The sequence below is a fragment of the Polaromonas sp. P4_F4 genome, from assembly GCF_056401355.1.
Map to the genome: position 1 here is coordinate 205,052 of NZ_JBFUJO010000007.1, position 23,836 is coordinate 228,887.

At 63.3% G+C, this 23,836-nt stretch carries 22 protein-coding genes; 8 read left to right on the plus strand and 14 right to left on the minus strand.

Annotated features, from left to right (window positions below; all coding sequences use genetic code 11):
- Positions 1-39: 39 nt before the first annotated feature.
- The 4 genes from epsL (at position 40) to epsG (ending at position 4,672) form a co-directional block, all read left to right on the plus strand.
- Positions 40-1,398, plus strand: coding sequence for an XrtB/PEP-CTERM-associated polysaccharide biosynthesis outer membrane protein EpsL (epsL, locus tag AC1DUR_RS10385; RefSeq protein WP_477718819.1), 1,359 nt, complete (start codon positions 40-42; stop codon positions 1,396-1,398).
- Positions 1,399-1,478: 80 nt separating this feature from the next.
- Positions 1,479-2,378: a polysaccharide export protein EpsE gene (gene epsE, locus AC1DUR_RS10390; RefSeq protein WP_477721531.1), complete on the plus strand. Its 900-nt coding sequence runs from the start codon at positions 1,479-1,481 to the stop codon at positions 2,376-2,378.
- A gap of 6 nt (positions 2,379-2,384) precedes the next feature.
- Positions 2,385-3,776 carry a chain length determinant protein EpsF gene (gene epsF / locus AC1DUR_RS10395; RefSeq protein ID WP_477718821.1) on the plus strand — a complete coding sequence of 464 codons (1,392 nt, stop codon included), beginning with the start codon at positions 2,385-2,387 and terminating at the stop codon, positions 3,774-3,776.
- On the plus strand, positions 3,773-4,672 hold the full coding sequence (gene epsG / locus AC1DUR_RS10400; RefSeq protein WP_477718822.1) for a chain length determinant protein tyrosine kinase EpsG: 900 nt from the start codon (positions 3,773-3,775) through the stop codon (positions 4,670-4,672). Before epsF ends, epsG begins: the two co-directional genes overlap by 4 nt.
- 7 nt (positions 4,673-4,679) lie before the next feature.
- On the opposite strand, the gene AC1DUR_RS10405 is transcribed toward epsG, so the two are convergent.
- Positions 4,680-5,090: a VanZ family protein gene (locus AC1DUR_RS10405; protein ID WP_477718823.1), complete on the minus strand. Its 411-nt coding sequence runs from the start codon at positions 5,088-5,090 to the stop codon at positions 4,680-4,682.
- A gap of 62 nt (positions 5,091-5,152) precedes the next feature.
- On the opposite strand from AC1DUR_RS10405, the gene AC1DUR_RS10410 reads away from it, so the two are divergent.
- Entirely contained in the window at positions 5,153-5,920 is a 768-nt protein-coding gene (locus tag AC1DUR_RS10410; RefSeq protein ID WP_477718824.1) for a WecB/TagA/CpsF family glycosyltransferase, read from the plus strand.
- 31 nt (positions 5,921-5,951) lie between these two features.
- Here the strand turns inward: AC1DUR_RS10410 and AC1DUR_RS10415 are convergent, their stop codons facing one another.
- The 12 genes from AC1DUR_RS10415 to AC1DUR_RS10470 form a co-directional block, all read right to left on the minus strand.
- Positions 5,952-6,527, minus strand: coding sequence for a serine O-acetyltransferase (locus AC1DUR_RS10415; protein ID WP_477718825.1), 576 nt, complete (start codon positions 6,525-6,527; stop codon positions 5,952-5,954).
- Positions 6,515-7,543, minus strand: coding sequence for an NAD-dependent epimerase/dehydratase family protein (locus AC1DUR_RS10420; RefSeq protein WP_477718826.1), 1,029 nt, complete (start codon positions 7,541-7,543; stop codon positions 6,515-6,517). The genes AC1DUR_RS10415 and AC1DUR_RS10420 overlap by 13 nt, the downstream gene beginning before the upstream one ends.
- The gene (locus AC1DUR_RS10425; RefSeq protein ID WP_477718827.1) at positions 7,540-9,228 is read right to left on the minus strand and encodes an FAD-dependent oxidoreductase; all 1,689 of its coding nucleotides are present in this window, start codon (positions 9,226-9,228) and stop codon (positions 7,540-7,542) included. Before AC1DUR_RS10425 ends, AC1DUR_RS10420 begins: the two co-directional genes overlap by 4 nt.
- A complete protein-coding gene (locus tag AC1DUR_RS10430) occupies positions 9,225-10,403 on the minus strand; it encodes a glycosyltransferase family 4 protein (RefSeq protein WP_477718828.1) in 1,179 nt (392 codons plus the stop codon). Before AC1DUR_RS10430 ends, AC1DUR_RS10425 begins: the two co-directional genes overlap by 4 nt.
- A 2-nt stretch (positions 10,404-10,405) precedes the next feature.
- Entirely contained in the window at positions 10,406-11,473 is a 1,068-nt protein-coding gene (locus tag AC1DUR_RS10435) for an acyltransferase family protein (RefSeq protein ID WP_477718829.1), read from the minus strand.
- A gap of 46 nt (positions 11,474-11,519) precedes the next feature.
- Entirely contained in the window at positions 11,520-12,602 is a 1,083-nt protein-coding gene (locus AC1DUR_RS10440; protein WP_477718830.1) for a glycosyltransferase family 2 protein, read from the minus strand.
- A 6-nt stretch (positions 12,603-12,608) separates the two neighbouring features.
- Positions 12,609-13,586 carry a glycosyltransferase family 2 protein gene (locus AC1DUR_RS10445; protein ID WP_477718831.1) on the minus strand — a complete coding sequence of 326 codons (978 nt, stop codon included), beginning with the start codon at positions 13,584-13,586 and terminating at the stop codon, positions 12,609-12,611.
- The gene (locus tag AC1DUR_RS10450; protein WP_477718832.1) at positions 13,583-15,067 is read right to left on the minus strand and encodes an O-antigen ligase family protein; all 1,485 of its coding nucleotides are present in this window, start codon (positions 15,065-15,067) and stop codon (positions 13,583-13,585) included. The genes AC1DUR_RS10445 and AC1DUR_RS10450 overlap by 4 nt, the downstream gene beginning before the upstream one ends.
- A gap of 12 nt (positions 15,068-15,079) precedes the next feature.
- Positions 15,080-16,603, minus strand: a complete 1,524-nt coding sequence (locus AC1DUR_RS10455) for a lipopolysaccharide biosynthesis protein (RefSeq protein ID WP_477718833.1) — start codon at positions 16,601-16,603, stop codon at positions 15,080-15,082.
- Positions 16,603-16,929: a hypothetical protein gene (locus AC1DUR_RS10460; RefSeq protein WP_477718834.1), complete on the minus strand. Its 327-nt coding sequence runs from the start codon at positions 16,927-16,929 to the stop codon at positions 16,603-16,605. The genes AC1DUR_RS10455 and AC1DUR_RS10460 overlap by 1 nt, the downstream gene beginning before the upstream one ends.
- 160 nt (positions 16,930-17,089) lie before the next feature.
- A complete protein-coding gene (gene galE, locus AC1DUR_RS10465; protein ID WP_477718835.1) occupies positions 17,090-18,232 on the minus strand; it encodes a UDP-glucose 4-epimerase GalE in 1,143 nt (380 codons plus the stop codon).
- A gap of 699 nt (positions 18,233-18,931) precedes the next feature.
- Positions 18,932-20,617, minus strand: a complete 1,686-nt coding sequence (locus AC1DUR_RS10470) for an electron transfer flavoprotein-ubiquinone oxidoreductase (protein ID WP_477718836.1) — start codon at positions 20,615-20,617, stop codon at positions 18,932-18,934.
- 112 nt (positions 20,618-20,729) lie between these two features.
- Between AC1DUR_RS10470 and AC1DUR_RS10475 the strand changes: the two genes are divergently transcribed.
- From AC1DUR_RS10475 to AC1DUR_RS10485, 3 genes are read left to right on the plus strand one after another with little or no spacing between them, the layout of a single operon-like run.
- Entirely contained in the window at positions 20,730-21,512 is a 783-nt protein-coding gene (locus AC1DUR_RS10475; RefSeq protein WP_477718837.1) for an SDR family oxidoreductase, read from the plus strand.
- A gap of 10 nt (positions 21,513-21,522) precedes the next feature.
- A complete protein-coding gene (locus AC1DUR_RS10480) occupies positions 21,523-22,425 on the plus strand; it encodes a DMT family transporter (protein ID WP_477718838.1) in 903 nt (300 codons plus the stop codon).
- Between the two features lie 32 nt (positions 22,426-22,457).
- Positions 22,458-22,880, plus strand: a complete 423-nt coding sequence (locus AC1DUR_RS10485) for an acyl-CoA thioesterase (RefSeq protein ID WP_477718839.1) — start codon at positions 22,458-22,460, stop codon at positions 22,878-22,880.
- A 22-nt stretch (positions 22,881-22,902) separates the two neighbouring features.
- Here AC1DUR_RS10485 and AC1DUR_RS10490 read toward each other — a convergent pair whose 3' ends face one another.
- A complete protein-coding gene (locus AC1DUR_RS10490) occupies positions 22,903-23,526 on the minus strand; it encodes a peroxidase-related enzyme (RefSeq protein ID WP_477718840.1) in 624 nt (207 codons plus the stop codon).
- Positions 23,527-23,836 lie beyond the last annotated feature (310 nt).

The window sequence follows — 23,836 nt, forward strand, 5'->3', positions numbered from 1 at the left end:
GGATGGGGATGCAATGCGTCAAAGCGTCAAAGCGTCAATGTGCCCAGTAGTGCAAAAGAGCTATTTCACAACCTACACATTCCTATGAAACTAACATCTTTACTCCTCAATCAACGCGTTGCGATTCAACCCCGGAGGGGCACCCTGACTGATTCGTTTCCTCAAATCCGGCGCAGCCTTGGCCGCCCGCCTTCCTCGCGAGACTTCGCACTGATCCCGCTGGGCTCGCTTGCCTTGATGGGTCTGCTTCCGCTGGGGGCGTACGCGGACGAGCTGGACACCCTGCAGTTCCAGGCCGGGCAAAGTGTCCAGCACGACAGCAACGTGTTTCGCTTGTCCGACTCGGCGGACACCCAGGCGCTGTTGGGCACGTCAGGTCGTTCAGACACCATCGCCGTGACGACGGCGGGTTTCAAGGTGAGCAAGCCCTATGGCTTGCAGCGTTTTGAGCTGGAGGCCAATGCCGAGAAGCATAACTACAGGAATTTCTCGAATCTGGATTTCACGGCGTTTAACTATGGTGCGGCATGGCGCTGGAGTTTCACTCCGGCCCTCCACGGCAATCTGACGACGGACCGGCGGGAGTATGTCGATAACACGGCGGATGTGCAAAACACTGGCCAGCTCAATCGCCGGACGAACCGATCGACAGTATTCGATGCGGAATACGAACTCGACGGTGCCTGGCGTGTCCTCGGGGGCGTTTTCGAACGCACCAGCACCAGCAGCCAGCCTTTTACTTTTGAAGCCGACTACAAGATACGCGGTGCGGAGGCCGGTGTGCGGCATGTCTGGCCGTCGGGTACGTCGCTGGCCTATCGTTTCAAGAATGGCGAGGGCGAATATCCAGGCCGCACATTGTCGGCGGTGTCTGCCAGCGACTTTACCGATCGCGAACATGAATTGCGGCTTGACTGGGCGCCCACAGGGAAAACCACGGTGAAGGCCCGGCTTTCGCATTTTGACCGTGCCCACGATGGACTCTCCGCGCGGGATTTTTCCGGCGTCATTGGCCAGGTCGACGCAACCTGGGATGTGACCGGCAAGACCAGTATCACGGGTGGCCTGGCACGTGAAATGGGCAGTTACCAGACGACGACGTCGAGCTATTACCAGGGCTACCGCTTCTTCATTGCGCCGACCTGGAAACCGACGGAAAAAACCGCCATACGACTGCGTTATGACCATGGCTTGCGGGATTACCGGGGACCATTGCCAGGCTTTATGGCCACCGACCGCGAGGACACCACCAGGCTGGCTTCCCTGATCCTCGAATGGCAGCCAGTTCGTGCGCTCAAGTTAATGGCAACGGCCCAGCGCGATAAACGCACGTCCAACGCACCGGGGTTTGATTACACGAGCAATGTGTTTGGCGTTTCGGCGCTCGCAAGCTTTTAGTGGGCCAAGGCCCTTACGTGGCTTTCTCGCCGCACGTTGACCCATTCTTCCAACATTCAATTCACGAAAAAGGTGCCAAGATGAAACCCCTCTTGATCAGGTATTTCGCCACAGCAGTACTTTCTCTTTCCGCCATGGCTGCATTGGCACAGACGGCAACGACTGCACAGACGGCTCCAGCCGTCCGGGCTGCGGTCGCGCCTTCCGTGCCGTCGGGGCCATCGGGTCCGTCAGTACCGGCGGCGCCGGACAACCAGGATTACCGGTTGGGGCCGGGCGATGCGATCGGTGTGCAGGTTTACCAGAGCCCGGACCTCACGGTTGACGCCCGTGTTTCCGAAAGCGGGGTGATCAGCTACCCATTGATTGGCAGCGTGCAGCTGGGTGGTTTGACCATCGGCGAGGCCGAGAAAAAAATTGCCGATGCGCTGCGTACCGGGGGCTTTGTCAAGGTGCCGCAGGTGAATATCGTTTTGCGGCAGGTGCGGGGCAACCAGGTGGCGGTTTKGGGGCAGGTGAGCCGGCCTGGCCGATTCCCGCTCGAAACATTCAACACCCGTGTCAGCGACATGCTCGCGGCAGCCGGCGGCGCGACGCCGACGGGGGATGATGTGCTGATCATCACCGGCCAGCGTGACGGCAAGCCTTTCCGCAAGGTCATCGACATTCCGGCGCTGTTCCTGAACGAGAAATCGGAAGAGGACATCCTGGTGGCCGCCGGCGACACGCTTTATGTGAACAAGGCGCCGATGTTCTACATCTACGGCGAAGCGCAGCGACCCGGCCCCTACCGTATTGAGCGCGGCATGACGGTGATGCAGGCGCTGGCCCAGGGGGGCGGGCCCACTGTGCGCGGCAGCCAGAACCGCCTGCGCCTGCACCGCCGTGATGCATCCGGAAAGGTGGTGGAAACCGTTCCCCAGCTCACGGACAAGATTCGGGCGGAAGACGTGATTTATGTTCGTGAAAGCCTCTTTTAAGCTGCCATGACACTCCATCAATTCCTGTTGATCCTGCGGGCCCGTTACCGGGTGGCCTTGACGATCATTGCGGTTGCCGTGCTGTCGGCACTGGCGGTCAGCCTGGTCCTGCCCAAGAAATACGTGGCCCAGACCGCGGTTCTGGTTGATATCCGGTCACCCGACCCGGTAGCCGGCGCTGCCGTGCCGGGCCTTGTTGCCCCCAGCTATATGGCAACGCAGGTCGACATCATCGGCGGCGACCGCGTGGCGCAGCGCGTTATCAAAATGCTCAAACTGGACGAAAACCCGGGTACGCGGGAACGGTGGCTGGAGGCGACTGAAGGACGGGGCACGATGGAGGCCTGGATCGTTGATTCGCTGCAAAAACGGCTGGATGTGCACCCTGCACGGGAAAGCAATGTGATCAACATCACGTACAAGGGCGGCGAGCCGGACTCTGCGGCCCAGATAGCCAATGCCTTTGCCCAGGCCTATCTGGATATCAATCTGGCGCTGAAGACAGAACCTGCCCGCATCTATGCGGAATGGTTTGACGAGCAGACCAAGGCCTCGCGGGCCAAGCTTGAAGTGGCCCAGGCCCGTTTGTCCGATTTCCAGCAAAAAGCCGGCATCGTCTCCAGTGACGAGCGGGTTGACTACGAAACGACCAAGCTGAGCGAACTCTCGTCGCAACTGACCGTCGTGCAAGGCCAAACCACGGACAGCCAGAGCAAGCGCAACTCCCGCGGTGACACCGTCGCGGAGGTCATGCAGAGCCCCCTGATCAATGGTTTGAAGGCCGACATCGCGCGGCTCGAAGCCAAGGTGCAGGAGACCAGCGTGAATCTCGGGGCGAATCATCCGGTGCGCCAGCGTGCCGAGTCTGAACTGGCCTCCCTCAAGAGCCGGCTTGCCAGCGAATCGGGGCGCATTTCAGCCTCGATCGACACGGCCTATCGTGTGGGCAAGGACCGCGAAGGCGAATTGCAGGCTGCCGTCGGCGCGCAAAGGTCGCGGGTGCTCATGCTGAACAAGCAGCGTGACGAACTCAATGTGTATCGTCGCGACGTCGAGGCGGCCCAGCGCGCCTATGAAGCGGTCAGCCAGAGCGCCTCGCAGACGCGTTTGCAGAGCTTGACCAACCAGACCAATGTGGTCCGCCTCAATACGGCCACAGCGCCCGCCAATCCCTCCAGCCCGAAATTGCTGTTCAATCTGCTGATTGCGGCTTTTGGCGGAACATTGCTCGGTGTGGCCTGTGCCTTGTTGCTGGAACTGGCCAACCGCCGTGTGCGGTCCACGGAAGACCTGGTGCAGATGCTGGACCTGCCCGTGCTGGCCAGCATCAGCTCCAGTGGCGGCCGCCGGCTCTCCGGTTCGGGTCGCCTGGCCCTTGGTAACGGAAGCACAGCATGAAGAGAAATGATTCCCCACTCATCCGGCCAGTTCCCCTGACCTTGCCGAGCAAGCCGGCGGTCGGCGCGGGTCGCTCCATCGGTGCGATATTGGTCGACGCGGGCCGGCTGTCACTGGCCGATACCGAGCGCATCCTGCGGGCCCAGCGGGAAGGTGGTGCGCGCTTTGGCGATGCCGGCATGGCGCTGGGTCTGTTGACCGACGATGACGTGCGTTATGCCTTGTCCGTACAGTTTGACTACCCTTATATTGCCCGCGAAAGCAATTTGAGCCGCGAACTCGTCGCGGCTCACCAGCCCGCCAGTCGTTCGGTGGAGCAGCTGCGCGCCTTGCGCAGCCAGCTGATGTTGCGCTGGTTCGATACCGGTGCGGACCGCAAGGGGCTTGCCATTGCCAGCGCGGGCCCCGGGGAAGGGCGCAGCTACCTTGCCGCCAACTTGTCCATCGTATTTTCCCAGCTTGGCGAGCGCACCTTGTTGATAGACGCGGATATGCGGTCCCCACGCCAGCACACCCTCTTCAATCTCGGCAAGCGTGCCGGCCTGTCGGACATGCTCGCGGGCCGGGCGGGGCCGGAAGCCGTGGTCGGCGTTGCGGCGCTGCAGGACCTGTCGGTATTGCCGGCCGGCACCATTCCGCCCAACCCACAGGAGCTGCTGGGCCGGCAGGAATTCTCCAGGTTGTTGCAGTCGCTCGGCGAAGAATTTGATGTGATCATCATTGACACGCCGCCGGCCAGCAGGTGTGCTGATGCCCACACCGTGGCGGTTCGCGCAGGGGCCGCATTGATCGTGGCGCGGCAAAACAAGAGCTCCGTGCCGCAAATGGCCCAGCTCACCCAGGGTCTGCGCGAATATGGGGTGACCCTGGTCGGGTCGGTGCTTAACGATGCTTGATGAGGTTTCAATGATGCCTGGCAGTCCACCTGCATATCGCTCCCTGGGCGGCAGTGAGCAACACGGCGCCCAAGAGGCCACCCATGGCGTCGGCCGCCAGGTCGGACCAGCTGGCGATGCGTCCCGGCAAATAGGCCTGGTGCAACTCGTCCAGCACGCCGATCGCGACCGCGCCGGCAATGCAGCACGCTGTTCTGCGCCAGCCGCGCGCACCGCTGGCTACACCGGTGGCGCTGCCAATCAGGGCAAATGTCACCACATGCGCGAGCTTGTCCCACGGCGCTGGAAACAGCCCGGCGGCGAAGGGCTGGGCGCCCAGCGTATACAGGCCGGCGCCCGCCAGGATCACGGTCAGGACCGCCCAGGTACGGGCGCTGCGCAAGGGCGATGGGGGACGCGTTTTTTCGGGGCTCAGCATGTGATGTGCGCCGGTAATGCCCGTAGCGTCGATAGCGGGGAAGTGGCCTGGAGGGTGGCGATATGTTGAGCCGTCACCTGAAAGCCTCCAGGGACTGGCAGCAGCGGTGGGCCTTTCTCATCGACAAAATCGAGCGTGTGCAAACGCCCGCGGACGAGCAGCGTCTGCTGGCCCGTCTCAGCCGTCCCGACAGGCCTTTTGTGCTGGCCTTTGCCAATGCGCACGCCATGAACTCCCTTGCCGCCTCGGGCCCCTTTTTTGCCGCGTTGCAATCGGCCGACATGGTGCTCAGGGACGGCTCGGGCATGGCAACCCTGTTCAAGCTTCTTGGCATGCCGCCCGGTCGAAATCTCAATGGCACCGACTTTATTCCCGAGCTGGTGAGGCAGTTTGACGGCCGGAGCATTGCCGTGTTCGGAACGCAGAATCCCTACCTGGAGCGGTGCCTGAATGTCCTTGCGCGCAAGCTGGCACCCAGCAGCTCCTACGTCAGCGCGCATGGTTTTCTCGATATCGCCGCTTATACCTCTCTGGCGCAGGCGCAACAGCCCGGGCTGATCGTGCTGGGCATGGGCATGCCGCGGCAGGAGGAAGTGGCGGCAGCGCTGCGTTCGGCGCTGACTCACCCCTGCCTGATCGTTTGCGGCGGAGCCATCGTCGACTTTCTCGGCGGCAAAACACCGCGTGCGCCAATGTGGATGCGAAGGCTGGGGCTGGAGTGGATGTTTCGTCTGGCCATGGAGCCGCAGCGCCTGTTCCAGCGCTATGTGATCGGCAATCCGCTGTTTTTGTCGCGGGCCGTACGCCTGGCATCGGTTCGCCGCGGTTGATGCTGGCCCGCAGCCGCGAAGGTCAGGCCAGTCAGGCCACATAACGGTTGTCGACATCAGGCACGCAATTGTTTTTGACGATTTTGCCCGGGTTGCCGAGCACCATGCTGTAGGGTGGAATGCTTTCATACACATAGGCGCCGCCGGCAATCCGGCTGCCCTTGCCTATGGTAACGCCGCCCACCACGATGGCGTGCGGGCCGATCCAGACCTCGTCTTCAATCACGGGATAGGTGGTGAGCCGGCGGCCGTCGTTGTCGATATGGTCGCGCTGCCCGAGCGTGACGCCGTGAAACAGGGTCACGTTGCTGCCAATGCGGGCTCCGGCATTCACCACGATTCCCCGCCCATGGGTCAATGCCAGGCCGGGGGCTACCGAGGTTCGCCAGGGTAATTCAATGCCCGCCAGCTGGCTCGCCAGGCGATGCAGCAGCCTGGCGGGTGTCAGCAGCAGCCAGCGCAACGGCACGGCACATCGGTCGGCCGCCTGGCAACAGCGCAAGGTGGCCACCACGCGAAATGCCGGGTTCGAGAGGATGCCCTTGAACACCAGCCACCCGCTGGAGCGCCCGAATACGCGGTAGGTATCGGCTTTCAGGGCGTGCATACAGCATTGCCCAAGGGCGGGGAGCGCTGCGCCGTGTTCCCTGTAAACCAGTCTGCGCAACTTTGCAGGCTGGCAGCGTAGGGTGTCCAGGTCACTCCCAGCTTCTGCTCTGCCAGCGCGGCATCGAGGTGAATATGCTGGGCCCACAAGCGAAGCAGTCCGGGTGGCATGGGGTCCGGCAAACCGGAAGTCGGCCTGCCCATGCGTTTGAATGCCAGTTGTATGGCCTTGAGCGGCGGCCCGGCCAGCAGGGCGACCAGCCGGAGCTGGCGCGGCCCGATGCGCGGCACGGGCGTGGCTTGAAGTGCCAGCGCCAGGTCCACGAAATAGTCGTTCCAGCGCGGGCTGTCAGGCGCCGCCAGGTTAAAGACCGGCATGTCGCCCGGTCTGACGGGCAGCTGCAGCGCGGCTATCAGCGCCTGGCAAACGTCGTCCACATGGACCAGGTTGGACCAGCCGTCACCCGCCACGCCTAGGTCGCCGAGCCGGCCGGTTTGCAGCCATCTCCCGACGCGGCCGACCCACAACTCGCTGCCAGTGCCGAAAACACAGCCCGGCCGCAGCACCACGGCCTCACCGCCGCGGCGTGTAAATTCGCCCATGTGTTTTTCCGCATCGCACTTGGCCTGGCCATACCAGCCGAGGCTGGGGTCAAGTGTTGCGTCTTCGCGGACCACACCTTCCACGGGGCCATAGACCGACATCGTGCTCAGGTGAACAATGCGCCGGCACCGCGTGCCCAATGCGGCCTGCACCAGTACCCGCGCGCCTTCGGAAATCGAGCGCGCATCGCCCGCGACGCAATTGACCACGGCGTCAAAGTCTTCCAGCGCCGCAGTCAGCGCCTGGAGGTCACGGCTGTCCACGCGCAAGGTCTCGACGCTCCCGTTGCCCGCGCCGGCAGTCCTGCGCGAGGCGCTGACCGGTATCGCCCAGGCCGTGTTCTTCAGCGTCTCCACAAGCTGCTTTCCAATGTGGCCGGACCCGCCCAGCACCAGGACTCTCAGTATTTTCATGCGCACTCTCCCAGGGGCGCGGCATGCTCTGCCTGCAGGCGCCGCGCCAGGCTGTCACCCAGCCTGAGCGACATCGCAATCAGCGTGAGCGTGGGGTTGGCCTGGCTGGAGGTGGGGAACACGGCGCTGCCCGCCACGAACAGGTTGCGTACCGAATGCACCCGGCAATCGGCGTCGACCACGCTGGTGCTTGGGTCGCGGCCCATGCGTGCCGTACCGATGTGGTGACCGCCATAAGCGCCAAAGCGCATGATGTCTTCTTCCAGTGTGTCGCGGTCGTAGTCAAAGCGGCCAACTCTGCTTTGTGCAAACTCCTGCACCAGCACGTCCAGCGTGCCACGGACCGAATCAATGTCCGCCTGGCTGTAGCGCCAGTCCACGCGCAGCTGCGGCATGCCGAGGGCATCGAGCTTGTCGGTCAGCGTCACGCGGCTGCCGGCTTGCGGCATCTGCTCACCGTGCACCTCCAGGCTGAAGCGGTTGGTGCGGTTGCGCAGGATCACCGACGGGAATTTGCGCTCGGCGAGCGAGCGCCGAAGCAGCCAGTGCCCGAGAAAGGCCGTGGTGTCCATCGGGTCGGCCATCACATTGAAGAGATGGCGGGCGTAGCGCCCCGGCGAGGTGGCGTTGCCGTCGTTCAGCCGTTTGCCGTATTCATAGCTGATCAGCTTGCGCGCCAGAAACAACCCGGACAGCACGCCGTTGCGGTGCGCCGGATCGGTGATGCGCGGAAAGTGCAGGCGCGCCACCGCGTTCGCCAGCCCCAGCCGCCGCTGCTCTGCCGCTGTCACCGACAGTCGCCGGCGGCAGTAAACGCCTTCCGGTGCCACTTCGTAGCCGTGCCGCACGTTGCGGGTCGGGCCGTCGATGGTCAGCGTGCCGACATTGCCCGCGATGTGGCACATGTAATAGCGGCCAACCACGTCGTGGAAATTGCCCACGCCTGCGGGTGTGACATCGCGCGAGGCCAGCAGCAGGCGCGCGGCTTCAAGGCCGCCGGCAGCCAGCACCGCCGCGCGCGGCGTGACCACAAACCGCGTGCCAGCCAGGGTGGCAACTTCCAGGCTGCGCACTGCCTGCCCGTCGGCCTGCAGCCGGACGGCGGTGCAATTGGCGCCGAGCAGAACCTGCACGCCGGGCGCCAGTTGCAGCCGTTTGGCATAACGGGTGCCGAAGTGGGTCGGGCAGGAAAACCGCTCGAGCCCGCTGGTGCGCACGCGCGGGCTGTCAAAGCCGCGGATCAGGGGCTCGAGTTGCGGGCCGAATGCTTCACCGGCGTCATAGCTGAAACGCCCGGCCTCGGCCAGCGCATTGGCTTGCGGGTAATAGGGCAGCAGATCGTCATACGACAGCGGCCAGCCGCTGTGCGGTACATGGCTGCGTGTTTCAAAGTCAATGGGGTCAAACGGCATGCACCGGCCACCCCAGATCGCCGACGAGCCCCCCAGTCGCCGCTGCCGGTACTTGTCGGGCGGGCTGTGCAATCGCTCATCGGCGACCTCGCCCTCATAGAGTGACTGCGTTTTTTTGTCTTCCTCCAGTTGCCCTGACTCCAGCATCAGCACCGACAGGCCGCGCTCGGACAGCGACAGCGTGAGCGCGATGCCCGCAGGGCCTCCACCCACCACGCAGACATCGGCATGCAGCTCGGCGCCGTTCTGGATGCTGTTGGCATCAATGATCATGGTGACTGTTCCTGCAGGGAGGCGCTGCTGGCGTGCCGGGGCTGGCCGGCAATACCGAAGTGGCGCTGGTGAACCCGTGCCACGCTGGCAAAAAACCGGGTCAGGGAAAATTGCTGTTCATACAGCGCGCGTCCGTTGCGTCCCAGCCTCTCCATCAGTTCCGCTTGCTGCAACACCCGCTGCAGGCCTGCCGCGAGGCCGGCCACATCACCGGGCCGGACGAAACAGGCATTGACGTCATGCGTCAGCACCGAGGGAATTTCGCCGACCGGGCTGCAAACCACTGCAACCCCATTGGCCAGTGCCTCCAGGATGACCAGGGGCAGGCCTTCGTCGTAAGAGGGAAGCACCAGAACGTCGGCGCGGGCCATCAGGCGCGCTACCTTGGGTTGATCCGACCAGCCCTCAAAGCGCACGAAACGGTCAATGCCGAGTTCCCGGGCCGTGGCCTGGTAAGCCTGCATATCCCCGCCGCCCGCCAGGCACACCTCCAGCCGGGCGGTATCAAAACCGGGCAGGGCCAGGGCCTGCAGGAGGTCGGACACCCCCTTGCGCTCCGACAGGTTGCCGACAAAGAGCACACGCTGCACCGCATGCGCAACGACTTTGCGCCGTGCTTCCGTGGGTTCTGGAACGCCGTTGATGACGATCTCCACGCGATCGGCCGGCACCCGCAACTCGTTGATGACGAAGCTTTTTGCGGCGTTTCCAAGCACCACACAACTGGCCGGCAGTGAAAAGACCCAGCGCGTCAGGGCCTGCAGCGGGCTCGGCAGGGTCCGGTAGAAGTGATGCAATTGCGCGGCGTGCAGGTGCAACACCACCGGTACACCGAGGGCGCGGCTCGCGACGATCACGGCGCTTTTGCGAAACAGGCTCAACCGCTCGGCCATGTTGACGTGCACGCCGGCCAGCCGCCCGTCGAGCCGCCCGCGTACCAGCCGGGCCAGGGCGGTTGCGAGCACCCAGAAAGAATAGAGCGCGTTGGCACCGCCGCGCGTATCCAGCGGGCGCAATTCGGCAGCGCCTGCGGGCGTGGAAAATGCCTGGGCCTGGATCAGGTAGTCGGCCACCTTGAACATGCCCCCGCCCTTCGGGGTCCAGGGGCAGGCAATGTAGATGTAGCGGCCCTCAAGCTCGCGGACGGCTGTGCCTGGCATCGGTTCACTTCGCATGTTTATTTTCCGGGATGTTGATAAGAGAGTCGGGACGGACTGAACAGGATGCGTTTGAGAAAATCGGTCATGGGGCGTTCAAGCCACACATAGGAAAGGCAACCGGTCACGATCACCAGCAGGCCCACTGCCAGCACAATGACGAGGCCGTTTTGCACACCCAGCCACCTCAGTGCCAGCACGCCCGCCGGCACCACAAACGTGTGCGAGAGGTAAATGGAGTAGGAGGCATCTCCCAGGAAGGACAGCGGCGAAGCCAGGCGGCTACGCGCGGTCCAGGGCTCCAGCCAGACGGCGCCCAGCACCACCAGCGCCGCTCCTGCGCCCCATGTCAGCAGACGGTCGGTCGGGTCTTGCCCGCCCACGCCAAACATGAGCACCGCACCGGCCACCATGGCAAAAGGCCCCAGGGCCGGCGCCACCGTGCGGCCATGCAGCAGCAGATGCGCAATGCACACACCGAGGATGAATTCGAACACGATGGAGTTTGCATAGAAAGCCAGCGGCACCGCGCCGGGCAGGTAGCTGCCGGCCAGAAAAATCACCAGGAATACCAGCAGGCAGAACCTGATGCGTGGTGCGCCGAGTGCCATGGCCAGCGCAAACACCGCATAAAAAAGCATCTCGAAGTTGAGCGTCCAGCCGACGGGAAGCGTCGGTTGGATGAAGCCCCACGGGCTCGTGGCCGGAATGAAGAGCAGCGATGCCGCCAGATGGCCGGGCTCCACCGACGATCGTGATGCCAGGGTGGGCAGGGCCAGCAGCAGGGCCGCCTTGAGCAGGGTATAAAACCAGTAGAGCGGCGCGATCCGCAGCAGGCGGCGCTTCATAAAGACCCAGGCCGCCGCCAGACGGCCTGCGCTGTCGGTAGGCGTGTTGCGGGTGGACATGGCCATGACAAAGCCGCTGATCACAAAGAAGATGTCCACTCCGGCCGAGCCGGCGTGCCAATAGTGACCGGGCCCCTGGCCGGTGATGTGAATCGAGATGGCCTGGGTAATGTGCATCACCACGACCAGCATGGCCGCAATGAACCGCAGGATTTGAACGCCGGTGAACTGCTGGGTCATACGCGATCTCTGCCAGGTCGATCCGTGCTGGGGACAGTTTCGTTTCTCATGGGGAAACGCCATGCGCCGGTTGCGAAGGAATGCCGGTGGGCTCCTTCAGGATGTGGCTGGAAATGCGTTCATGCGCGGGCCGGCGCGCGCGGAGCAGGCCTCGCACCAGGCCGGCGGCGTTGAAGCACCAGGACACCACGGAATAAATCGCTTTGGTCGCCGAGCGCTTGCGCCACGCCATCAACAGGAAAGGCGCTGCGGCCAGTGCGCAAAACAATCCCAGGCTTGCGGTCCCGGACACGGGCCAGAAGGGCATGCTGAGCAACACGGCCCACCAGGCCAGAACGGCCAGGTAAATCCGCAACTCGCGCAGGCCCGCCACCACCAATGGCAGGCGCGGCTGGCCGGCCGCGGCGCGGACCAGTTCACCCAGGCCGCAAACATAACGGCTGCGCCAGCGCCGCATCAGCAGATCGTATGGCGGCGCATCATGCCCATAGTGAGAAGCCGCATCCACCGGCAGGCGCCAAAGCTGCCAGCCCAGGGTGCGCAGCCGCACCGCCAGGTCAAATTCTTCGTAGCTGTGCAGGTTGCGGTCCGAGAAATACCCCGCGGCCTCGATCGCGCTGCGCCGGTACAGGCCGCCGCCATCGAGGCGGTCGACGCTGCCGGGCGAGAGGTGAGCGGACTGGCGCTCTCCGCGCGCCAGGTATTCCAGGCTGTGCATGTTTTGTTCAACCACGCGGCCACCGACACCGGCAATATCGGGGTGCCCGATCATGACGGCGAGCGCGCGCTCCAGAAATCCTTCGGCCATCTGCATGTCGCCGTCGAGAATGTAAACAAACTCGCCGCACGAGTGCTGGTAACCCAGCTGTGGGCCCGCCCCGCAGCAACGCTCGCTGGCATGGGCAAGCTGCACGATGCGAATGGGGTAAGGCCGTGCCAGTTCCACCGTGCGGTCGGTGGAACACGAGTCCGCGAGCACCACCTCGCCGCCCACTGTGGCGACTGCACGCAGCGCGCTTTTCACGGTCGCCACGATGTGCCGTTCTTCGTTCAGCGCCTTGATGATGACGGATACGCGGCATGCCGGGGCACCCGCGTGAAGTGTGTTCCAGGAAGTTTCTGCCTTCATTTTTTCTTATCCTCCATCGGCGACATCGACCGCCCGGACAGCACGGCGTATGCGCCAGAGTTGCCAGTTCCTGACCAGCAGTCCCGGGAAAAAACAGGCCATGGCTGCGGTCATCCACCAGCGTTTGGTGCTGGCGGCACGGCGGCCCTGAATGAGCCAGCGCAAGCCCTCGAGGCGCCTGCCCGACGCGAGCGCCTGGCGTGCCAGCGTCACTTCATGCTGGGCTACCAGCCATAACGCGGATTGGCGCCTGGCCTCGGGCATGGCGCCGCCCAGCGCGCGTTCTTTCATGCGTTGCAGGAAGGGGGGCATGGTCAACGCCGCGTGGTGCGCCGTCAGGCTGCCCGCTACCGCGGTTCGGTAGGCTGCCAGCGGTGCCCGGGCCAGTGCAACTGGTGAATGCTCGGCCAGGCGGAACCACAGATCCAGGTCTTCCCCATGGGACTCGCCGGGTGCAAAGCAGGGCTGCATGCGCTGCAGCAGCGCGGTCCGCACGGCGATGGAGCTGGTGAAGAGCGACGGGCCGTTCATCCACCGCAAAGCCAGGTCTGTAATCAGTTCCACGTCGGGTGCTTCTTCCGGGACTGACCATCGCGGCGGCCAAATGCCGTCGCCGTCGCCGTCGGGCACCGTCACAAAATCGGTCGCCAGTATGTCTGCCGCCGGACAAGCCCGGTGGGCCAGCAGCAAGGTCGCCAGATAGCGGGGATGGTGCCAGTCATCGGCGTCCAGAAACGCCACCCATTCGCCACGCGCCAGTTCTATGCCCTTGTTGCGCGCCGCGGACACTCCGGCGTTGGCCTGCCGCACCAGCCGCACGCGCGGATCGGTGATCGCCGCGACCAGATCGGCCCCGCCGTCGCGGGAACCGTCGTCGACAACAATGACCTCGAAGTCCGTGAAGGTCTGGGCCAGTGCGGAATCAAGTGTGCTCCGGATGTAAGGCGCCTTGTTGTAAAGCGGTATGACGATGGAGAATTTCATGGCCTGCCCCGGGCGGATGCCAACCCGTCTTTGGCGGTGGCAAAACCTGCATGCGCACGGCTGCGCGCCGTTTGTGCTTTGGTAATTCGGGCCATGCGGGCCTCGCTGGCGGCGGCCGCCAGCGTCATCAGCAGCAGCACATGGGTCACCAGTTCGGCACCATAGCCAAACAGCAGCAGCGGGACCTCGCTCATGGAGCGCAGGGCCAGTGCCACGAACAGCGCCAGCGTGAGCCCGCCGCTGGCGCGCGCATAGCGCAGCGAGAGCACCAGCAGGATCAGCGCATAAAGCACCAGGGCCGTCGCCCCGACCGTGCCGGAGCGCGACAGCGTATCCATGAACTGGTTGTGGGCGTGCGTCGCGTTGGGCATGCCGATGCTGGCCCGGAAGCTGGCGTCCCATAAGGTGGGCCCGTAACCGAACACGGGGTTGCGGCGCCACTCCTCGTAGGCGATCGCCCATATCTGGTCCCGTCCCGTCAGGGAGGCGAGCTGGGCCCCCTCGGCGCTGGCAAAAAAGCTGCTGAGCCTGGCGTCCAGTTCACCAAACATCAACAACAGGGCGAGGGCCGAGACCCCGGCCATGAACACCAGCAGGGAGACGACACCCACTTCGGGATGCAAGGGGTCACCCACACGGCGCCAGAAGGACGGGCCCTGTCGCACGAGGAGGATGCAGAGCGAACAGACCACAAAGGCAATCCACGCGGTCTTCGACTGGGCCAGAAACAGCACCGCCAGCCCGAGGGCCCACGCCAGCCGGTTAAGCCACACGTGCTGGTAAGGGCGCGCGAGCAGGCACAGCAAGCCAAGTTGGGCCAGGATTCCCAGGGACACCGCATGGGCCGCGAGACCGGCCAGGCGCGGCACACCCGGCAGAAAGCCCTGCGTGTAGGAATTGTCCAGCACCAGACTGGGCTTTAGCGGAATCAGGAGCAGACCGGCCGCCAGGAACAGCAGCAGCGCGTTGCGCGCCGCCCTCAAGGCAAGGTCACGTTCCATGCCGCTGACCAGTACGGCGGCAATCCCAATCACCAGCGGGTAGACGTAGTCGTGCGACAGGTGCGGGTGCGCGCCCAGGAGCGCAGGGGCGGCCACCGTTGCGGCCCAGAAAAGAATGAAGGACACCAGTATCAGCGGTGGTGCTGGCGCCGCTTTTCCGCGATTGAGGAAGCGGGTGACGATGCGCTCGCCTGCAATGGTCAGCAGCAGCAGCGACATCAAGGGCTGTGCCAGGCGCACCAGCGGGTGGCGCACCAGCGCGACGGGCTCGGTCAGGCTCAGCGCATGGACAGACAGGTCGCGGCCGGAGAGCAGGTTGCTCAGTGCCACCATCAGCAGCATGGCATAGAAAATCACATGCATATAGCCGTGGGACTGGCGCGTTGTCAGCTGGACGGCGCCCGCCATGCCCGCACTCGCGGACAGAGCCGCCAGGACGGCACCTGTGACGAGGATGGCAATGGTGATGGCTTGTTCCATGGTGGGCCGATTTCAGAGGCGTTGCTCGCCGAGGGGCTCGGGAAGCGGTGATGCAGGCGCCGCACCCAGGTGGCTGGCCAGCCCCGGGAAGAACCGGATGAGCATGCCGGCGGTTTGATCACCCAGCGCCTGTGGACGCAAGGCGACGAGCAGGGTCATGACAAGCAAGGCCATCAGCGTGCTGGCTGCCAGTGACAGCAACGGCATGTCAAACTGCGCGACGGCACGCTGACCCGCGACCGCAGCCGCGGCGCACAGGACGCTGAGCAACAGACCGCGCGCAGCATGGGGCAGCAGGGCGGTCCACGGCAGCTGTACCGCCCGGAAAGCTGCCGTGCCCACGACCAGTGCACGCAGTACCAGCAGCCCGGCAGCAACGCCCGCAGCCGCATGGATGCCCTGTCCGGCATAAAGGTAAAAACCCAGTGCGCCCAAACCTACCAGCGGCAGTTGCAGCGCAAACTCATAGTGCTTACGCCCGGTATTCCAGAGCACGGGGGTCGACAGGCCCCAGAGCACATACGCCGGCATGCTCAAAAACAAAATCGCCAGCACCCAGGCTGCTTCGCTCCACTGGGGGCCGTACAGCAGGCGCACCAGATCCGCTGAAATGAGCGCGAGAAACACAAAGGCTGGAAGGCCCAAAACAAAAATGGTGGCCAGCATCTGAAGATAGGCCCGGCCAAGCCTTTGCAGGTCGTCTTGCAACCGTGCACCGGCCGCCAGAAACGCTGGTTGCAGCGCGCCGAGCAGCAGGGTGTTCGGCATGGTGGCCAGGTTATAAGCCACGTTGTAAAGACCCAGTGCCTGGGCATTGAGCAGGCGCCCTATCAGTACGCGGTCAAGGTTGTTGAGCAGCCAGTTGACGATGTTGGTGGCAAACACGGCGCGGCCGGTCCCCACCGCCGTGGCCGCGTCGGCGTACCAGAAAAGCGGGCGCACGGCATGTGGCCTCAGTGCATAGCTGGCCACCAGCAGCACGCCGGACTGCACCAGCCACGCGGCCACCAGCGAGGCGGTGCCCCATCCCAGCAGGGCCATGGGCACCCCTACCGCGACATAGCCTGCGGCATAGCTGCCCACCTGAACCAGACCGACGGCCTTGAAATTGAGGTCGCGCTGCAGCAGGTAGCTCGACGGCGCAGCCGCTGCGGTGAGCAGGCAGGCTATAGAGAGCCATTCAACGACGGCCTGTGCGCGCGGTTCCCTGAAGTAGCTGGCCAGGACGGGTGCCAAAAAATACACGGCAAGCATGGTCAGCGCACCCACCATCAATTGCCAGGTCCATGCGAAGCGGATGTCCTCGTCGCCCAGTGTTTCCCGCTGCAGCAGGCTCCAGCTGAAGCCGAAGCCGGAAAAAAAGGTGGCGAAAGTCAGCACCACCATGCCGATGGCAAATACGCCGAAGATGTCCGGGCCCAGGGTACGGGCGAGCACCACCTGCGCCACCAGTTGCAGCGCAAAGCGGGCCACGGTGGAAACTGCGCTCCATTTCACCGCAGCGACACCGGGCCGGCCGAGTCCGCCGGTGTTCATCAGGGCATTCCTGAGCCACGTCGCCGCAATGCAATAGCGCCCATCAACACCAGGGTGATGAGCAGGGTGGCATGGGGGTTTTCTCGAGAATCCCCGGCGGTTGATTCATGCACGGTGGAGGACCGTGGGGGGCTGTGGCTCTGCCCTTCCGAAAGTTTCGTATTGACTTTGATGTTTTGGACTTTGATGTTTTGGGCTTCGCGCAGCCGTGCGACTCGCGCGGCGGCATCGCGTGTCAGGGTGTCGGTGGTGGAACCCACCGGGGTGGCGGCGAAAGCGGAAGCAATGCAAGCGTTTAAAACGACTGTAAGCAAGGCGCGGTACATGACCTTTTCTCCCTGTAGAAGCAATTATGAAAGTTTGTTGTGCAGTGCAGCAATTGACAATAGTCCGATCGGCTCATGAGCGTTTGTGCCTGAGAGAACGCGGACGGGAACTTTTGCCGTGAGAGCCTGCCTCGTGAGGTCGTGGGGTGCGAGAAGCGGCTCAGGTCACCGCCGCGGGCCGCAGGGGCTCGTTTGGCCTGCGGCGCAGGCGTGGCCGTGGGGGCGCATCCGGGCCTGTCGGGCCTGCCTCGTAACCATCGGGATTGGTTTGCTGCCAGCGCCATGCGTCTCGGCACATGTCGTCGATCGTGCGCGTTGCGCGCCAGCCCAGTACGGCATCGGCCAGCGACACATCCGCGTAATACTGGGCCACGTCACCTGACCGGCGCGGCGCGAATTCATGGGGAATGCGCCGGCCGCTCGCGTGCTCAAACGCGCTCACTACCTCCAGTACGCTGATCCCCTTGCCGGTGCCAAGATTGAGCGTAAAACTCTGGGGACGCGTCAGCAGCGAATGCACGGCGGCCACATGGCCCTCGGCCAGATCCATCACATGCAGATAGTCGCGCACACCGGTCCCGTCGGGTGTGGGGTAGTCATTGCCAAACACCTGCAGGCTGGCACGCTTGCCGACGGCTACCTGGGTTATATAGGGCATCAGGTTGTTGGGAATCCCGCGAGGGTTTTCGCCGATCAGGCCGCTGGGGTGTGCGCCCACCGGGTTGAAGTAGCGCAGCACGCCGACGCGCCAGGCCGGATCGGCCGCGCGCAGGGAGGCCAGGATGTTTTCACACATCAGCTTGGTCTGGGCATAGGGACTCTCGGGCGCACACGGGAACTGCTCATGGATGGGAACACTGGCCGGATCGCCATACACCGTGGCGCTGGAGGAAAAAACCACGGAGCGGCAGCCAGTTGTTTCCATGGCTTGCAGCAGACTCATCAGACCACCAACGTTGTCGCTGTAGTACTTGAGCGGCTGCTGAACACTTTCACCGACCGCTTTGACACCCGCAAGGTGAATGACTGCCTCACACGCGTAGTGACGCAGTACCTCCGCCACAAAACCTGGATTCAGGACATCACCCCGCTCGCGTATGACGCGTTGTCCCGTCAGTTTTTGCAGCCTGTCCAGTACTGCCGGATGGCTGTTGGAGAAGTTGTCGAGAATGACGGGTTTGTAGCCCGCATCAATCAGGGCTGCAAAGGTATGACTGCCGATATAGCCGGCACCCCCGGTCAACAGGATGGGGGTGGTGTTGGTGTTGGTGTTGTTGGGGGTGTTGTTTTTTTTCAAAATCATTCCAGGTAGCCGGCAAGCCGGTGGATTCATCGGTCGGAGCAAGTCGCACGCACCGGACGCAAAACCTTGCAGTTCCGGCGAAGCAATGAAACGGCGACACGCGCTGATGCTTGGTGCTGCGAACAGCTGCGAGGCGCAACGTTTGGCGGCAGCGAGCAACAGCAGCAGCGCCATCTCCCAATCGCTTTGAGTATCCCCATCGGAAACGCAAGCCATGTCGGTGCTGTCCGACTCGGTGCGTCGGACGGCACCTGATTTCACGGTGTTCCCGCGAAAGCGTGTCCAATCGTGTGTCCAATCGTTTTCTCATGTCCATGAACGACAACAGACGACGACAGACGACAACAGGGAAGGCCGTGTATGGGCCTTCACGCAGTCATGCCGGCCTGGGCAGGCCATGACGCGTTACCGCATTACCGTATTACGCGGAAAGATGAGAGGAGGAAGCGGGGGTGTGCAGCCTGACTGAGGCCACAGAAAGTAACAAAGATTTTTTGACACCGAAGCTGCCTGGGAAGCTGCTTCGGCTTTGGTTTGCCATGCGGCCCATGAGGGGCGCACGGGCGGGCGCCGGCAGCAAGGCATTGGCGCAGCCGGCTCGTGTGGATGGGTAAAAGCCGTTCCTGACGGGACGCCGGCCTGCATGCATGACCCGAGCCATGCCATGACGGGAGCTGCGCCCCAAGGCGCAGGGCGCGCTTACATGCCGCTGTAGTTGGGTCCGCCGCCGCCTTCGGGTGTAACCCAGACAATGTTTTGCGTCGGATCCTTGATGTCGCAGGTCTTGCAATGCACGCAGTTCTGCGCATTGATCTGCAGGCGGTCCGTGTTGTCGGTGTTTTTCACGAACTCGTACACACCGGCCGGGCAATAGCGGCTTTCGGGGCCGGCGTATTGGGCCAGGTTGATGTTGACCGGCACGCTCGCATCCTTGAGCGTCAGGTGCGCCGGCTGGTGCTCTTCGTGGTTGGTGTTGGACACAAAGACCGACGTCAGGCGGTCAAAGGTGATCTTGTTGTCGGGTTTGGGGTAGACGATGGGCTGGCACTCTGCGGCCGGCTTGAGCATGGCGTAATCGGGCTGGGTGCGGTGAATCGTCCAGGGCGGGCTCTTGATGCCCAGCCTGGGCAGCAGCCACTGCTCGATGCCGGTCATGAAGGATCCCATGTACAAGCCCTTCTTGAACCACGCCTTGAAGTTGCGCGACTGACCCAGCTCCTGCGCCAGCCAGCTGTTGGCATAGGCTTCGGGGTAGGCGCCCAGCTCGTCGTGCTGGCGGCCCGATGTCACGGCAGCATAGGCGGCCTCCGCGGCCAGCATGCCGCTCTTGATCGCCGCGTGGCTGCCCTTGATGCGCGCGGCATTGAGGTAACCCGCTTCACAGCCCACCAGCGCGCCGCCAGGGAACACCGTTTTGGGCAGGCTCAATGCGCCACCGGCCGTGATGGCACGCGCACCGTAGCCGATGCGTTTGCCGCCTTCCAGGTATTGCCTGATGCTGGGGTGCGTTTTCCAGCGCTGCATTTCCTCAAACGGGCTGAGGTAGGGGTTGGTGTAATCGAGGCCGGTGACCAGGCCCAGTGTGACCTTGTTGTCCTCCAGGTGGTACATGAAGCCGCCGCCATAGGTCTTGCTGTCCATGGGCCAGCCGGCGGTGTGAATGACCAGGCCGGGTTTGTGTTTGGCCGGATCAATCTCCCACAGTTCCTTCACGCCCAGCGCATAGGCCTGCGGGTCCTTGCCTTCGTCCAGCTTGAAGCGGCTGATCAGCTGGCGGCCCAGGTGGCCGCGCGCGCCTTCGGCAAACACGGTGTACTTGCCATGCAACTCCATTCCCAGCTGGAAGTTGTCTGTCGGCTCGCCATCCTTGCCAATACCGAGGTTGCCGGTGGCGACTCCCTTCACCGAGCCGTCCTCGTTGTACAGCACTTCGGCGGCCGCGAAGCCCGGGAAAATTTCCACGCCGATGTTCTCGGCCTGCTGCGCCAGCCAGCGCACCACATTGCCCAGGCTGATGACGTAGTTGCCTTCGTTGTGCATGCAGTCGGGCACGAGAAAGGACGGCGTCCGGGTTGCGCCTGTTTCGCTGAGGAACAGGACTTCGTCACCCGTGACCGGCTGACTCAATGGTGCGCCCAGCGCCTTCCATTCGGGAATCAGTTCCGTGATGGCCCTGGGATCCATCACGGCGCCCGAAAGAATGTGCGCGCCGGGCTCGGAACCTTTCTCGAGGACGACGACGGAAATGTCTGTACCCTTTTCGGCCGCCAGCTGTTTCAGGCGGATCGCAGTAGCCAGCCCGCCCGGGCCGCCCCCTACAACGACAACGTCATATTCCATCGCTTCACGGGGACCAAACTGCGCCAGAATTTCTTGGGTATTCATCGGGGGACTCGCTGATAATGATTTGGATGATCGTTGCCTGTACCGCGGCAATTTTAAGTCGTGAATTCAGGCGCCCGGACGATCGTTCACTTTTAATCGAGAGGAGCCCCTAATGGCCTACAGCATCGATCTTTCAGGACGTGTCGCGCTGGTCACCGGCGCTTCCGGCGGTCTGGGTGCGCAGTTTGCCAAAACCCTGAGCCGCGCCGGCGCCGCCGTGGTGCTGGCAAGCCGCAGCCTGGACAGGCTCAAGGAGTTGCGCGCACAAATTGAGGCTGACGGCGGTGATGCGCATGTGGTGTCGCTCGATGTGATGGATCACGCCAGCATCAAGGCCGGCGTGGCCCATGCCGAGACCGAGGTAGGCCCCATCGACATCCTCGTCAACAACTCCGGCGTCAGCACCACGCAGCGACTGCAGGATGTGGACGAGGAAGACTATGACTTCATCTTCAACACCAATGTCAAGGGTGCGTTCTTTGTTGCGCAGGAGGTTGGCAAGCGCATGCTCGCCCGGGCCAGGGGAGAGGCCCCGGGCACCTATGGCGGCGGGCGCATCATCAACATCGCGTCCATGGCCGGGCTGCGCGTGCTGCCGCAGATCGGCGTGTACTGCATGAGCAAGGCCGCGGTGGTGCAGATGACCAAGGCCATGGCGCTGGAGTGGGGCAAGTTCGGTATCAACGTCAATGCCATTTGCCCGGGCTATATCGATACCGAAATCAACCATCACCACTGGGAAACCGAGCAGGGCAAGAAGCTGGTGCAGATGCTGCCGCGCAAGCGCATCGGCAAGCCGGAAGACCTGGACGCGCTGCTGGTGATGCTGGCCAGCCGGGAAAGCCATTTTGTCAACGGTGCGGTGATCGCGGCAGATGACGGTTTTGCGACCTGAGCACTCGCGAATGACGGGCGGCATTTTGGCCGGCCTCCTTGCGGGCGCGCTGTGGGGGTTGGTGTTTGTGGTGCCGCGCATGTTGCCCGTGGGCCCCGGTGCCTACTCGTCGGTGGACCTGACGGCCGGGCGTTTTGCGGCATATGGCGTGGTGGCCGCCGCGGTGATGCTGCTGGGCCGGCGCAGCCGGCGCCTGCCCACCGTGCGCCAGGCCTGGGCCGCCCTGGCCATGAGCGTGCTGGGTTTCAGTGCCTACTACCTGCTGCTGGTGCTGGCCATTCGCGATGCCGGCACCGAGGTGCCTACGCTGGTCATCGGCACCATTCCTTTATGGGTCATGCTGCTCGGCAAACCACACGGCCTGCGCTGGTCATCGCTGGTGCCCGGGCTGGCACTCACGCTGGCGGGCCTGCTGCTCATGATGGGTTCCACGCACGAGGCGGGTGGTCAAGCGTCCATGCATTTTTGGCGCGGCGTTGTTCTGGTGACCGCCTCGCTGGTGTGCTGGACGGTGTTCGCCATTGTCAATTCCGCATGGCTCAAGCGGCATCCCGAGGTCAATGCCACCGATTGGGCCAACTGGCTGGGCGTGGCCACCGGCCTGGGCGCGGTGCTGATGTGGCTGGTGGCAGGCTCTGATGCGGCGGTGCTGATGGCGCGCGACGACCGCACCCTGTTTGTCCTCCTGTGCGTGGTGGCCGGGTTTGGCTCTACCTGGCTGGCCACCATTTTCTGGAACATCGCCAGCCAGCGGCTCAGCGCCAGCCTGTGCGGTCAACTCATCGTCAGTGAAACCATTTTTGCCCTGCTGTATTCTTTTGCCTGGGATGGCCGTTGGCCCACAGCGGCACAGTTCATCGCCTGCGTGCTGTTCACGCTGGGCATTCTTGCCTCCATCCGGGCTCACCGCTGAATCACTTTTCCAAATTTTCCAAAATTCCCAACATGAAAATTGAAATTCCCGAGAAGAAAAAGCTGGTGCATGAAATGCGCATCCCGATCCGCTGGGGCGACATGGATGCGATGGGCCACCTCAATAACACCACTTATTTCCGCTACCTGGAAACCGTACGCATCGACTGGATGTACGCCATTGGCTGTCAACCTGATCCGCAAGGCGAGGGCCCGGTGATCGTCAATGCTTTCTGCAATTTCTACAAGCAGCTCGAATACCCGGGCGATGTGCTGATCAAAATGTATGTGAGCGATCCGGGCCGTACCACCTTCGAAACCTGGGCCACCCTGGAACGTGTGGACGATCCGGGCGTGATTTGCGCCGCGGGCGGTGCCACCACGATCTGGGTGGACTTTCCCGCGCAGAAGGCTAAAACCCTGCCGGACTGGATGCGTCAGGCGGTTGAGGGCTGAATTTTCGTTAACCGCGGCGCGTTCAGGTTGGTTTGGCGGATTTGGGAACGCGGCCCATCAGGTAGAACTCCGGGTTGGGTTGCATGCCGCTGAAATTTGCCATGCGGTTTGACAAGCCAAAAAATGCCGTGATGGCGGCGATGTCCCAGGCGTCCTCATCGTCGAAACCATGGGCATGCAGGGCTTTAAAGTCGCTGTCTTCCATCTCGTCGGAACTCAGGCACACCTTCATCGCAAAGTCGAGCATGGCGCGCTGGCGCGGCGTAATGTCGGCCTTGCGGTAGTTCACCGCCACCTGGTCGGCGACCAAAGGTTTCTTTTCATAAATGCGCAGGATGGCGCCGTGCGCCACCACGCAGTACAGGCAGTGGTTGGCCGCGCTGGTCGTCGTCACGATCATCTCGCGCTCGCCCTTGGTCAGCGAGCCCGTGGGGTTGGAACCTTCCTCTTTCAGCATCAGCGCGTCGTGGTAGGCGAAGAAAGCGCGCCACTCGGCGGGCCGCCGGGCCAGCGCCAGAAACACGTTGGGCACAAAGCCGGCTTTTTCCTGCACCTCCAGCACCTTGGCCTTGATGTCTTCGGGCAGGTTTTTCAGTTCTGGCGCAGGGTAACGGGGCGTGGCAGTCGGGATAGCGGGTTTTGTCATGAACTTGTCCTTGATCCGGGTTAAAACGGCAACACCGCACTAGGGCCTGTGAACGCTATTTATGCAAGATGCGTTGCGAGTCAAAAAGGCCATGAGCAAGGCGCAAAACGCAGGCGGGGTAGACCCCGCCAAGGCTTTGCAACGCCGCGCAGGGCCTTTTTGATCGCAACCCGAAGGGAATGGGGTGAAAACAGCGCCACTCTGCGTTGCGCTCCTAGCCCAGACGCCCGGTCTGGGCGTCGTCGCGCGCCTTGATTGGCGCTGTTTTCACCCCATTCGCATTTGCATAAATAGCGTTCACAGGCCCTAG